Source organism: Thermaerobacter sp. PB12/4term (assembly GCF_003403315.2).
Lineage (GTDB): Bacteria > Bacillota > Sulfobacillia > Thermaerobacterales > Thermaerobacteraceae > Thermaerobacter.
Genome location: NZ_CP048407.1, coordinates 1,305,967 through 1,318,283, shown reverse-complemented (window position 1 = coordinate 1,318,283; position 12,317 = coordinate 1,305,967). Strand labels below are relative to the sequence as shown.

Sequence of the window (12,317 nt, the reverse complement as noted above, 5' to 3'; positions counted from 1 at the left end):
CGATCCCAGGGAAGGCCGGGGGAGGGCAGGGGAGAGCCCTCCCCCGGTGCCGTTCCACCCCGGGTTCGGGGTTCATCCCTGGGGGGCCGGATGCATGCGCGCCTGGCGCAGCTGGGCGGGGAACAGGGGATTGTAGTCCATGAGCCCTGCCTGCCGGTGGGCAGCGATAACGGCCTCCACGTCATAAGGGACCCGCACCAGGGTCACCGCCATCCGCGGCGCCCCGAAGCGGGACGCGCCCCTGTCCTCCTCCACGGTGATCAGGGCGTAAGCAGCCCGCGGATCTCCGTCAAAAGGCATGCCCACGCTGCCCGGCCCCACCATCCAGGGGCCGGTCCCACCCTGGCGCCAGGCCAGTTGCAGGTGGTGGTGACCGAAGAGCACCAGCTGGGCGTCCACACCCGCCAGGGGACCGCCATCCCCCGGGCTGTCGGCGCCGGGCGGGCTCCCAGTGCGGGGTCCCGTGCCGGGAGCGCCGCCCGGGCCGGTGCCCGGCAGCCTGGGGAGCAGGGGCTCTTCGTCCGAGCGGGGCGAACCATGCACCAGAAGCGCCGCGGCGCCACCCCACGTGACCTCGAGCCGCTCGGGTAGAACCCCCAGCCAGGCCAGCCGCTCCGGCCCCAGGGCTTCCCGCCAGGGGCGCAGCAAGGCGTCCGCCCGCCCGGACGGCATCCCTGGCGGCCGGCCGCCGCCCGCCAGGTACCGGTCGGTGTTCCCCCGCACCGTGGGGATGTGCCGCTCCCGCAAGACGTCCACGCAGTAGGCCGCGTGGGGTCCCTGAAACGCCACGTCGCCCAGGCAGTAGACGGCATCCACAGCCCGGGCTGCGATGTCGGCCAGGACGGCATCCAGGGCAGGCCCGTTGCCGTGGATGTCGCTGATCACTGCTACCCTCACCGCGCCACCTCCTTGCTCGTGCGGCCCCGCCCCCGACCCTGCTCGTGCCTGGTCCGCCCCTTCAGGACGAACCCGCCAGCGGCCGGATCCCCCGGGCCAGCCCTTCAGCGCCGCCCGCCAGCCGGCGGTGGAGCCGGCCGATGAGAACCAGGCCCGCCAGTTGCAAAAGCACCGCCAGGCCCCAGGCTGCAGCGTAGTGGCCCGCCGCGTCCACCACCCGCCCGAAGAGGGGCGGCGCCAGCATGGTGAAGACGTACAGCACCGTCATGCTCAGGCCCAAAGCCGGCGCCGACCGGGATCCCGCGTTTTCCGCCACCACCGTGGTGTAGAGCCCGTTCCACCCAAGACAATTGAACCCTGCCAGGGCCGCCAGCGGCACCATGGCGGCGGAGACCACCGGGCTGTGCCCGCCGGGCCTGCCCAGCAGGGCAGCGGCCACCAGGGCAGCCGCCGCCAGCATCCCCCCGAAGGCCGCACCGGCCATGGGTTGCGCCCGCTGGCCGCCAAACAGCCGGTCCGAGGCCCAGCCCCACGCCAGCCGCCCCAGCATACCGCCCAGATGGACCACCAGCAGAAGGCGCCCGGCCGCGTCCGGGGACCAGCCAAACACGTCTTCCATGAACAGGGGCAAGTACCCCGTCAGGCTGAACTGGACCGCCGCCAGCACGCACGCTACGGCGGTGACCAGAACCAGGGTGGGCTGGCGGAAGAACCAGCCCGCCACCGCCAGGGCGCCGGCATCCCGCCCCCGCGCCGCCCGGGCCGCCCGCGGGTCCTGGACCCGCCCCGACCGCCCCCCGTGGACCCCGGCCGGCCTGCATGCCGCGGAATGCGCCCCGGCAACCCCGCCGCGTTGTCCGGACCCGGTTCCAGTTCCCGTCTCCCGGGGCCGTGGGACCGATCCGGGTTCGTCCCGGGGGAGGACCAGTCCCACCAGCACCCCGCTGGCGATGCAGGCCACCGCCGCCCCTGCCAGGGCCGCCCGCCAGCCCCAGGCGCTGGCCAGGCCGGGGAGGAGCCATGCGGCCGCAAACCCGCCCGCCGGCAAGCCCGCCTGGCGGATCCCCATGGCGAGGCCGCGCTCCCTGGGGGGAAACCAGCCGATGACGGCGTGGCTGCCGGCCACCTGGCTGGACGGGAAACCCGTCCCCGCCATCACCAGCAGCCCCAGCAGCATGCCCAGCCCCGCCCCGTCCAGGGCCGCGGCCAGGGATAGCAGGCCCGCCAGGACGGCACCGGCCGCCATGATCCGGCGGTCGCCGTAGCGGTCCGTCAGGCGCCCGGTCAGGTAAAAGGTCGCCAGCGCCCCCAGGTCGAAGGCACCCAGGACGAGCCCGGTGGCTGTCAGGGACAGGTCCAGATCCGCCCGGATGAAAGGGGCCAGTACGGGAATCCCGAAGCGGATGCCGGTGAGCCCCGCCTGTTGCAGGGTGGCCAGCGCCAGGAGAAACCAGCGCTGGGGGGGAGCCTGTCCGGCCGCTCCGGCCTGCCCGGCCACGCCGGCCCGGGCGGTCTGCCTGGCCCCTGCCGCCGGGCCCGGCGGCCCGTCCGCTGCGGCGGCGCCGGCCGCCGTGGCCGCAGGAGAGCTGCCCGGGAGGCCAGGCCGCGGCGGGTCCTCTGGCGGGCCTTGCGGCGGCAGGCCGGCCGGCATCTTCGTCGCCTGCTCCTGCCCGTGGGAACGGGGAGGCGAGCCGGGGACCGGGGCGGGTGTCCCGGGATCGGGAGCGGAACCCGCCGCTGGATGGTTGTCGGTACGCGTAGGCATCGTCCCTCCTGCCGGGCCGGGACGCCGGGGTCCTGGCCATCCCTGATGAGGTTTGGGCAGCATCGGCGGCAGCTCCTGCCGGGCAGCCGGGGGGCGCGGACCGTCACCCGGCTCACCCGGAGCCCCCGCCGGTGCCGCCGCAGGCCGGCAAGCCGCCCGTGCCGGGCGGCGGCGCCTTCCTCCCCGGCAGCGCCGGGGCGCAGGCCGCCTTGACGAGGCTGTAAGCATTGGCTTATCCCGGTAATGGGTTTACCCGTTAACTGGGTCCAGATCCCACGGGTGGGGGGAGTCCCATGGCGAAGACGGCGAAGACCATGATGGCCATGGTCATCCGGTCCTTCGGAGGGCCTGAGGTCTTTGAAGCCCGGGAGGTACCGGTGCCCGAGCCCGGCCCGGGCGAGGTGCTGGTCGAAGTTCACGCCAGTTCCGTCAACCCGGTGGATTACAAGATTCGCCGCAACGGCACCTGGGCCGGCGTCGAGCCTCCCGCCATCATCGGCTACGACGTGTCGGGCGTGGTGGTGGCGGTGGGGCCGGGAGTGACGGATTTCCAGCCGGGGGATGAGGTCTACTACACCCCCGAGATCTTCGGTGGCCGGCCGGGCAGCTACGCGCAGTATCATGTGGCGCGCCAGGAGATCGTCGCCCGCAAGCCGGAGAACCTGTCCCACACCGAGGCGGCAGTGGTTCCCCTGGCCGGAGGAACGGCGTGGGACGGCCTGATCACCCGTGGTGGGCTGAGGGTGGGCGAAACGGTGCTGATCCACGGCGCGGCCGGTGGGGTCGGGCACTTCGCCGTCCAGATCGCCAAGGCGGCCGGTGCTTTCGTGTACGCCACCGCCCGGGCCGACAACATGGAATTCGTCAAGTCCCTGGGCGCCGACCGGGTGATCGAGTACCGGACCCAGGATTTCGTGGAGATCATCCGGCGAGAGACCGGCAGCCAGGGCGTGGACCTGGTCCTGGACACGGTGGGAGGGGAGGTCCTCGCCCGGAGTCTTGAGGTGGTGCGTCCCCACGGACGGGTGGTGACCATCCTGGGCGGCCAGGTCAACCTGGGCCCCCTGTCGCGGAAGAACCTGACACTGCACGGGCTCTTCCTGGGGCGGGCCCGGTACAAGCTGGACGCCCTCCGGACCCTGATCGAAGGCGGCAAGCTGCGCCCGGCCCTGGACGGCATCCTGCCCCTGGACCAGGTGGCCGAAGCCCACAGCCGCCTGGAGGAGGGCGGCGTGCGCGGTAAGATCGCCCTGCGGGTTCGGCCCGCCGGTTCCCCCGGCGGTTTCTGAGCCCGGACCGGACCCGCCGTGAGCCGGGAGCTCGGGTGCGGGCCGGCCCCGCCAACGGCGACCGCAGCAGAGACAGCAGGAGAGAGACCAGTGCAGGAGTTCGGCAGGAGTTCGGGGTCCCCCCGGCCGAACTCCATTTCACTCGGGTTCACTGGGGGCCGGACGTCTCTCCACTGCACCTGGAATGCTCCCGGAGGAAGGCAGGGAATGCCCGTGTCGTCCTGGTGGCACCAATACCGGCGGCTGCAGCTGTCCTGGGCGGAACCCGGGGTCCTCGAGCTGGTCCTGGAGCAGCCGGAGACGCTCAACGCGGTGGACGCCGAGACCCATACCGAGCTCACCCGCATCTGGAGGGACATCGACGGGGACGCCGGGGTTCGGGTCGTGCTGGTGCGGGGCGCAGGGAAGGCCTTTTCGGCCGGCGGCGATTTCCGCCTGGTCGAAGCCATCATGCAGGATCCCCAGGTCCGGGTGCGGGTCTGGAAAGAAGCCCGCGACCTGGTTTACAACCTGATCAATTGTTCCAAGCCCGTGGTCTCCGCCATCGAAGGCCCCGCCGTCGGCGCCGGACTGGCCGTGGCGCTTCTGGCGGATATCGCCGTGGCCGCCCGGAACGCCCGCCTGCTGGACGGGCACGTTCGCCTGGGCGTGGCCGCCGGCGATCACGCCGCCATCATCTGGCCTCTACTGGTGGGCATGGCCCGGGCCAAGTATCACCTCCTGCTGAACGAACCCGTGAGCGGCGAGGAAGCCGCCCGGATCGGGCTCGTCGCCCTCTGCGTGAACGACGGCGAGGCCCGGGACGCTGCCCTGAACATTGCCCGCCGGCTGGCCCAGGGCAGCCCGACGGCCATCCGCTGGACCAAGTACGCCCTCAACAACTGGCTGCGGGCCGCGGGTCCGATCTTCGACACCTCGACGGCGCTGGAGTTCCTGGGTTTCACCTTGCCGGATGCCGCCGAGGGCCTGGCCGCGCTACGCGGCAAGCGGCCGCCCCAGTTCGAAGCCAGCTCGCCGCTTTGAGGCGCGGGCGCACCTTCAGTAGGGGACAGGCCACGCCTGCAGCCCACGCCTGCAGCGGGGCCGCCGCCCTAGAGCGGGCGCCGGGGCGTCGTTGCCACAGGTGCCGCCGGTCGGACCGCAGGTGCCCCTTCGCGGCGGGCCCCGATTTCGGGGGAACGTGGCTTCCAGGGGAACGCGGCCGGGTCCGCGTCACCCGGCTACTCCCGCCGTCACCCGGCACCCTTCGCCTGGGGCGAATCCGCCTGGGGCGAATCCCTGCAGGCGGATCCCGGCGACCTCCGCCTGCAGGGAGCCTCCTCGCCGCTCGTCCACGGTCGAACCCGCCGCCGGGCTGGTCGGGGGAGCGAGAGGGGCTGGCGGCCCTGGGCTGACGAGGTCCCAAGCTTTACTTAACATAATGCTACTTATGCGAAGTTAAGGACGACACCCGGGAACCAGGTCCGGGCGGGCCCAGGCGGCCCAACCGGGACCCCCGGTGTCCCGCTGCCCGTCGGCCCCCAGCCTTCCCGGTGGCCACGGAACGTGGTCGCTAACGGGTTCTCCAGGGAAAGCTGCGAAGCCGCACGAAGCGACTCGGAGCTGCGGCATACCTGCCCATCGCATCCACCGGCTGCGGAGGAACCGATGCCGGTTCCTCCGCCCAGGCACGGGTCCGTCGCAACGTGCCTGCCAGCCACCGGACCGGCAAAACCCCGATCTTCGGCCGGTCGCTTTCTGACCCGGTGCGCCGGTACCGAGCCATTGCGCCGGCAGGATGCTTCCTGAAGAATCGCTAAGAATCGCTCGCGAGAAATCGCCGGGAGGATGGCCGTATACCAGGTACCGCGGCCGGCAGCGGGCCGCCCTGCACCTGTTTTCTGGGGTCCGAGGTGCTCCATCTACCGGAGCACCTCGGGTGGCAGGACCAGGACCATACCGGGCCGTAGCGCCGGGGATGTCAGGCCGTTGGCCTCCATCACGGCCGCCACCAGATCCCGGGGATCCCGGTCGCTGCGCCCATACCGCTCCACAATGGCCCAGATGCTATCGCCCCGCCGAACGACCACCTGGTTGCCCTTCAATGAGGCAGCCTCCCCAGGACCACCGGCATTCCTGGCTGCCGTACCCGGTAACCCGCCGGCCGGTGCCGCCGGATCCGTGCCCCCTGGATGACGGGCCACCTCTTGAACCGGCGGCCTGGCCGCACCCCCGTCACCGGCCACAGCTCGCGCCGGCCAGAGCCCGCCGCCCCAGGCTGCTCCGAGGATCACTCCTGTCATAAGAACCAGGGCTGTCACGGTCCGCCCCGGCCGGCCCCATCGATACCGGTGGCGCATGAAAGCGCCCGCCGCCGGCCGGCCGCCTCGTCCCATGCCGTCCTCAACAGCCCTGGCACCCCGGCTCTGAACCCGTACTGCCACGACCATCACCCCGGCATTGGAACATTTGTTCGGTTGCCATCATACCACGGAACGTGTGTTCCGTGTCAAGGGGCAAAAACCCGTGGACTGTGACGCCCAATCCATGCAGGAATTCCCACGAGGGGTGCGAACAACTGTTTGTGGAACCTGCTTTCGATCCGTACAATGGGTGCAGAACGACCCGCCGGCGCCCGACCGGCAGCGCCGGGGTTACAGCGCCACGGCGGTGGGAAATCCAGATCCACCAGGCAAGGGACCGGGGCGGCGGAAGCAGCGGGAAAAGGGCCCGCGGCGGTGGGAGGTGCCGACTTGGAAGAACTGACCCGCAGGCAGCGGCAAATCCTCGACTACATCAAGGCGTCGATCCGTGAGCGAGGCTACCCTCCTTCGGTCCGGGAGATCGGCGAGGCGGTGGGCCTGAAGAGCACATCAACCGTCCACACGTACCTGGCGCGGCTGGAGCGGAAAGGATACATCCGGCGCGATCCCACCAAGCCACGGGCCATCGAGGTCCTGGAGGAAACCGGCCTTCGGACCCGCACGGTACCGGTGCCCCTGGTGGGCCAGGTGACTGCCGGCCAGCCCATCCTGGCGGTCGAGAACATCGAAGACGTCCTTCCCCTCCCGTCGGAACTGGTGCCCGAGGGGGAGGTTTTCGCCCTGCGCATCCGCGGCGATAGCATGATCGGGGCGGGGATCCTGGACGGTGACTACGTGATCGTCCGGCGACAGGAAACGGCCGAAAACGGGGACATCGTGGTCGCCCTGATCGACGATGAAGCCACGGTGAAGCGGTTCTACCGGGAGCGGGACGGTATCCGCCTGCAGCCAGAAAATCCGGCGATGGAGCCCATCCGCGTCCGGACGGCCCGTATCCTCGGGAAGGTGGTGGCGCTGCTGCGCCGGATGGGCTAGGCGGATCAAAGGAGCCCCATTCGAACTCGTTGGGCACCCAGGGGGGCGCACTGGACCCCGGTGCGGCCTGCGGTGCGGCCTTACGTAAAGACCCGCACCCAGAAATAGATCGCCATGGCGAGGCCGATCAGCAGCTCCAGGGCAAGGCCGGCCACCAGCCCAACCGCCGTCGTCCAGCCGGTGGACAGGGCCTGTTGCCATGTCCGGCCGCTCCCCAGTTCACCCAGCACGGCTCCGGCCAGCGGACCCAGCAGGATGCCCAGGGGGCCCAGGATGACGGTGCCGATCACCCCACCCGCCATGGCTCCCCAGAAGGCGGCCCGGCTGGCTCCGCGGCGCCGGGCCGCTGCCGGTCCAAGGCCGTACTCAAGGGCCATACCGGTTATGGTGGCCAGCAGCATGACGAGCAGGGCCGTCCCGGTGATTTCCCGCAGCCCCGTGGCCACCGCGTAGCCGGCGATGGACAGGAAGATCAGCGGGATTCCGGGGAGAGCGGGGATGAGGGTTCCCACCAGGCCAGCGGCGATGCCAATGGACGCCAGCAGGGCGAGCCACCACGGGCCACCTCCAGCCTCAGCCGCCATTCCCAGCAGGACCATGGTGTTCCCTCCCGTCCGCCTGCTATCTGCCAGTTAAGGAAGGGCCGCATCTTAAGGAAGGGCCGCATCAACGGCCGTCACGAGCCAGGTCAGGGGGCCTACTGCCCCGGGAAGTCCCGCACCCCCTCCACCCCGCCACCCTCCTCTCTCTGGCAACCTGCGCCGTCCTCCCTCTGGCCACCGGCAGGGCCGTCGATCTGGCAACCTGCCCGCCGGAGCCGCCCGATTTCTGCCTCCGGCAGGAGGGCCACCAGGCTCCAGCCCGCCTGGGCCGGTTCTTCCGCCAGGACGGGGCCGCTGGCGTGAACCCGGGACCGCAGGTCGGGCCGGTGGTAGGGCACCTCCACCCGGACCCGGCGGCGATCCTGACCTAAGAGTTCCGCCACGGCTGCCGCCAGCTGGTCCAGTCCCTGGCTGGTCAGGGCAGAAACCCGGACGGCCAGCCCGCGCATGGCGCTTCGGGCCGGGCTATCCCCGCTCCAGGGAGCCGGGGGCAGGTTACTCCCAGGCAGGGCGGCCTGCTCTCCTCTGGCCTCCTCTCCCCCGGCCTCCTCCCCGGCCGGCGGATCGCGCTGCGTGTCCATTCCACCCTCAACCGCTGGCTGCAGAGCAGCGGGACCTGCCGCCGGATCCGGGGCACCGGCACCTTCCCCCCCGGCCACCACCCGGTCGATCTTGTTGAGCACCAGGAGCCGAGGCTGGGCGGCGCCCAGGTCCTTGAGAATCTCCTCCACGGTCTCCACATCCACGGGCCACCGGGGTTGGGAAACGTCGACCACGTGGAGCAACAGGTCCGCCTCCAGGACCTCCTCCAGGGTGGCGCGGAAGGCGGCGATGAGGTGGGGCGGCAGGTCGTGGATGAACCCCACGGTGTCGGCCACCAGCACAGGTCCGAGCCCGGGCCACTCCACCCGCCGTACCGTGGGATCCAGGGTGTCGAACAGCCGGTCGCGACCCGCCGCCACTGCACCCGCCGGGGCGGCCCCGAACCGCCGTACCAGGGCGGCGTGCAGGGTGGTCTTGCCGGCATTGGTGTAGCCCACCAGCGCCACCACGGGCAGCCCCGCCCGGCGCCGCCCCTTGCGCTGGGTCTGGCGCTGGCGGCGGACTTCGGCCAGCAGCCGGCGCAGATCGGCGATCCGGCGGCGGATGCGGCGGCGGTCGACCTCCAGGCGGGTCTCGCCCGGACCCCGGGTGCCGATCCCGCCGCCCAGGCGGGAGAGGGCTTCGCCCATGCCGGCCAGGCGGGGCAGCAGGTACTGGAGCTGGGCCAGTTCGACCTGCAGCTGGCCCTCCCGAGTCCGCGCCCGGGAGGCAAAGATGTCGAGGATCAGCTGGGTGCGGTCAATAACCTTGCCGCCGATGGCCCGCTCCAGGTTCCGTTGCTGGGCGGGGGTCAGGTCCCGGTCAAAGATCACCACGTCGGCGTTCAGGCGCTGGCGGGCCTCCGCCACCTCCTGGACCTTGCCCGGGCCGATCAGGGTCGCGGGTTCCGGCCGGTCCCGGCGCTGGCGGATCTCCCCCACCACCTCCGCTCCCGCGGAGCGGGCCAGTTCCCGCAGCTCGGCCAGCCGCTCCTCGGCAGAGAGGCGCCCGCCGCGTTCCCAGCTCACGCCCACCAGCAGCGCCCTTTCCGGCTGCCGGCGAGGACCGGCGACGGTGGTGTCCGCGGTCAATCCGGCTCCTCCCTCCATCCGCCTGCGCCCATTTGGCCCAAGGCTGGCCCTGGCCGCCGGGGCCCAAAGCCGACCTTGTTCCTGGCACCGGACCCCTGGGGCGTTGAAGGGGCGATCCCGGCCAGGCCCACCGGCGTTCGCCCAAGCCTACCGGCATTCTAGCACCTGCAGACGAACACGGCCGACCGGCGCCCCGAATAGACTGGAACGATGCCGGGCCGGAGGTGGTTTCATGGAACGCGTCGTCGTTAGCCGCCCGCCTGCCAACGGGCGGTCGCCGTCCCCCCAACCGCCCCAGCCGTCCTCCCCCGATGAGGTGCTGCGCTGGATTGAGGACGGCCGCATCACCCCGCCCCAGGCGGTGGTCTACCTGCACCAGCTGGAGCGGGAACCGGCTCCGGACACCACGGATGACCAACGACAGCGAGAGCGGGAAATCGAAGCGGCCCTGGCCGAACTGGACGCGCTGATCGGCCTGCACCACGTCAAGCGGGTGATCCGGGAGATCCGGGCGTACGTCACCGTGCGGGAGCGCCGGGCCCGCGCCGGCCTGATCAACGAGCCCCTGACCCTGCATATGGTCTTTACCGGCAACCCGGGCACCGGCAAGACCACCGTGGCCCGCATCCTGGCCCGGCTCTTCCGGGCCCTGGGCGTGCTGGAAAAGGGCCACCTGGTGGAGGTCGAGCGGGCCGACCTGGTGGGCGAGTACATCGGCCACACGGCCCAGAAAACGCGCCAGGTCATCCACCAGGCCCTGGGCGGGGTGCTGTTCATCGATGAGGCGTACTCCCTGGCTCGGGGCGGCGAGAAGGACTTCGGCAAGGAAGCCATCGACACCCTGGTCAAGCAGATGGAAGACCACCGGCAGCGGCTGGTGGTCATCCTGGCGGGGTACCGGCAGGAGATGGCCTGGTTCCTCCAGGTGAACCCGGGCCTGCGCTCCCGGTTCCCCATCCACCTGACCTTTCCCGACTATACCGTGGACGAACTGGTGGCCATCGCCCACCAGCTGGCCGGGCAGCGGCAATACCGGCTGGATCCCGGCGCCGAGCAAAGGCTGCGGGAGATCCTCCTGTCCCTGCCGCCGGGCTACGGCGAGCGGTCCGGCAACGCCCGCACGGTCCGCAACCTGATCGAGCGGGCCATCCGCCGGCAGGCCGTCCGGCTGCTGGACCGGCCCGCGGCCGGCCGGGAGGAGCTCATGCGCCTCACCGCGGCCGATTTCGACCCGGCCCCGGGCCCCGGGGAGGGGTGGCCGTGAGGACGGCGCTGATCATCGGACAGGCCAACGCGGGCAAGACCCTGTTCCTGCTCAACTTCGCCCGTTATCTGGGGGTCGAACGGGCGGAGATGACGGTCCAGGCGGCCGAGGGCGGCACCTTCACCCGCCCCTGCCACCTGGAACGGGACCGCCCGCTGCTGGTGGGGGACGAACCCCACACCACCCGCTGCCTGCAGTCGCTGACGGTGTCGGTGCCGGGCCGCAAGCGGGCCCGGGTGGTGGTGCTCACCGACTCCACCGGCCTTCTGGACGGCATCGACGAGGACCGCCAGGTCCGGCTGGCGGTGGCCCAGACCCTGCGGGTGCTGCGGCTGGCCGATGCCGTGCTGCACGTGATCGATGCCGACCGGGTGGGGCGGCAGGGCCGCAGCGCCATCGCCGAGGTGGAGGTCCAGATCGCCCGCTACCTGCCCCTGCGGGCGCCCTACGCCATCCTGGCCAACAAGATGGACCTGCCCGCCGCGCCCGGCGGGCTGGCCACCATCCGGCGGGTTTTCAGCGGCCGGCCGGTGCTGCCGGTCTCGGCCCTTCAGCGGACCGGTTTCCGGGAGGTGAGGCGCTTTGTCGCCCGCCACGTCTGATCTCCTTCCCCTGCTGGCCCGCTGGCAGGACGGGCTGGTGGCCGGATGGCTGCCGCCCGCGGGCCCCGCCGAGGGCCTGCGGGTGCTGGCGGTGCTGCTGGTGGGGGTGGCGGTGAAGCTGATGGACGACGTCCTGGACCGGGAGGAGGATGCCTGGACGGGCCGGCCCAACGCCGCCGCCCGGCTGGGACCCGCCGCCACCGCCTACGCCCTGGCTGCCCTGGCTGCCGCTGCCGCCCTCTCCCTGCGGGACGCGCTGCTTCTCTTCTGGGCCAGTTACGCCTGGGGGATGGCCCACGGCAGCGGCACCCGGCTGCCCCTGGGGCTGCGCGCCTGGCAGGAAACGGCGGCCACGGTGGCCCTTTCGGTGGCCGCCGCGGGCCTTCCCGACACCCTGGCCGCCCTGGCCCTGGTGGGCTCGGTGCAACTGGTGGACGACTGGATCGACCTGCGGCGGGAGCGGGCCCGGACCCCAGGGGGTAACCCGGCGCCCGGGCAGGCCACCGGGGCGGGACCCGCCCGCAACTGGGCGGCCCGGCTGGGCCCGGAAGAGGCGCTGCTGGCCGGGCTAGGGCTGGCTCTGGTGGCGGCCGCCTGGGACCCCCTGCGGGCGGTGGCCGCCTGGGCCGCAGCCACCGGGGCCGGGCTGGCCGGCCGCGGGCCGCTGGTCCCAGGGAGGCGGGGCCGGACGAACCCGACCCGGGACCCCCAGGCCGGTACCGGCGCCGTGGCCTCCGGGGCACCCCCAGAACCCGGTGGATCCGGGGGCAGCCCTCCGGCCCGCGAGGAGGGAACGCCGTGACCATGGCGGCGGCCGTGCCGGCTCTGGCCGAAACGGGGGTGGCGGAGGTGCTGGCCGGGGCCGCTCTGCTCGTCCTGGCGCTGGC

Annotated in this window: 11 protein-coding genes; 6 read left to right on the top strand and 5 right to left on the bottom strand. The window is 72.2% G+C overall.

Annotated elements, in window-relative coordinates:
* Positions 1 to 72: 72 nt before the first annotated feature.
* Both DYI95_RS05410 and DYI95_RS05405 read right to left on the bottom strand, forming a co-directional pair.
* A complete protein-coding gene (locus DYI95_RS05410) occupies positions 73 to 897 on the bottom strand; it encodes a metallophosphoesterase (protein WP_116901442.1) in 825 nt (274 codons plus the stop codon).
* Between the two features lie 61 nt (positions 898 to 958).
* A complete protein-coding gene (locus DYI95_RS05405) occupies positions 959 to 2,548 on the bottom strand; it encodes an MFS transporter (protein WP_243149885.1) in 1,590 nt (529 codons plus the stop codon).
* 407 nt (positions 2,549 to 2,955) lie between these two features.
* Here DYI95_RS05405 and DYI95_RS05400 point away from each other — a divergent pair, with 407 nt between their 5' ends.
* Positions 2,956 to 3,951: a zinc-dependent alcohol dehydrogenase family protein gene (locus DYI95_RS05400; RefSeq protein ID WP_243149884.1), complete on the top strand. Its 996-nt coding sequence runs from the start codon at positions 2,956 to 2,958 to the stop codon at positions 3,949 to 3,951.
* Positions 3,952 to 4,158: 207 nt separating this feature from the next.
* The gene (locus DYI95_RS05395; RefSeq protein WP_116901443.1) at positions 4,159 to 4,974 is read left to right on the top strand and encodes an enoyl-CoA hydratase/isomerase family protein; all 816 of its coding nucleotides are present in this window, start codon (positions 4,159 to 4,161) and stop codon (positions 4,972 to 4,974) included.
* Positions 4,975 to 5,852: 878 nt separating this feature from the next.
* Here the strand turns inward: DYI95_RS05395 and DYI95_RS05390 are convergent.
* Positions 5,853 to 6,035, bottom strand: a complete 183-nt coding sequence (locus DYI95_RS05390; RefSeq protein WP_158556084.1) for a LysM peptidoglycan-binding domain-containing protein — start codon at positions 6,033 to 6,035, stop codon at positions 5,853 to 5,855.
* 648 nt (positions 6,036 to 6,683) lie between these two features.
* Between DYI95_RS05390 and lexA the strand changes: the two genes are divergently transcribed.
* Positions 6,684 to 7,289 (top strand): transcriptional repressor LexA, encoded by a 606-nt coding sequence (lexA, locus tag DYI95_RS05385; RefSeq protein WP_116901445.1) that lies wholly within the window; start codon positions 6,684 to 6,686, stop codon positions 7,287 to 7,289.
* Between the two features lie 80 nt (positions 7,290 to 7,369).
* Here the strand turns inward: lexA and DYI95_RS05380 are convergent, their stop codons facing one another.
* Entirely contained in the window at positions 7,370 to 7,888 is a 519-nt protein-coding gene (locus DYI95_RS05380) for a DUF456 domain-containing protein (RefSeq protein ID WP_116901446.1), read from the bottom strand.
* 98 nt (positions 7,889 to 7,986) lie between these two features.
* Positions 7,987 to 9,564 (bottom strand): GTPase HflX, encoded by a 1,578-nt coding sequence (gene hflX, locus DYI95_RS05375; protein WP_371731890.1) that lies wholly within the window; start codon positions 9,562 to 9,564, stop codon positions 7,987 to 7,989.
* A 232-nt stretch (positions 9,565 to 9,796) separates the two neighbouring features.
* Here hflX and DYI95_RS05370 point away from each other — a divergent pair, with 232 nt between their 5' ends.
* The 3 genes from DYI95_RS05370 to DYI95_RS05360 are packed head-to-tail and all read left to right on the top strand — an operon-like array spanning position 9,797 to position 12,232.
* Positions 9,797 to 10,828, top strand: a complete 1,032-nt coding sequence (locus DYI95_RS05370) for an AAA family ATPase (protein WP_116901448.1) — start codon at positions 9,797 to 9,799, stop codon at positions 10,826 to 10,828.
* Entirely contained in the window at positions 10,825 to 11,430 is a 606-nt protein-coding gene (locus DYI95_RS05365) for a GTPase domain-containing protein (protein WP_116901449.1), read from the top strand. The genes DYI95_RS05370 and DYI95_RS05365 overlap by 4 nt, the downstream gene beginning before the upstream one ends.
* Entirely contained in the window at positions 11,411 to 12,232 is an 822-nt protein-coding gene (locus DYI95_RS05360) for a hypothetical protein (RefSeq protein WP_116901450.1), read from the top strand. The genes DYI95_RS05365 and DYI95_RS05360 overlap by 20 nt, the downstream gene beginning before the upstream one ends.
* Positions 12,233 to 12,317: the final 85 nt, after the last annotated feature.

What these genes read in the sequence shown, in the direction of transcription:
- DYI95_RS05405 (WP_243149885.1), bottom strand. Translation starts at nt 2,548, where the DNA reads ATGCCGGCCGGCCTGCCGCCGCAAGGCCCGCCAGAGGACCCGCCGCGG.
- DYI95_RS05400 (WP_243149884.1), top strand. Translation starts at nt 2,956, where the DNA reads ATGGCGAAGACGGCGAAGACCATGATGGCCATGGTCATCCGGTCCTTC.
- DYI95_RS05395 (WP_116901443.1), top strand. Translation starts at nt 4,159, where the DNA reads ATGCCCGTGTCGTCCTGGTGGCACCAATACCGGCGGCTGCAGCTGTCC.
- DYI95_RS05380 (WP_116901446.1), bottom strand. Translation starts at nt 7,888, where the DNA reads ATGGTCCTGCTGGGAATGGCGGCTGAGGCTGGAGGTGGCCCGTGGTGG.
- DYI95_RS05370 (WP_116901448.1), top strand. Translation starts at nt 9,797, where the DNA reads ATGGAACGCGTCGTCGTTAGCCGCCCGCCTGCCAACGGGCGGTCGCCG.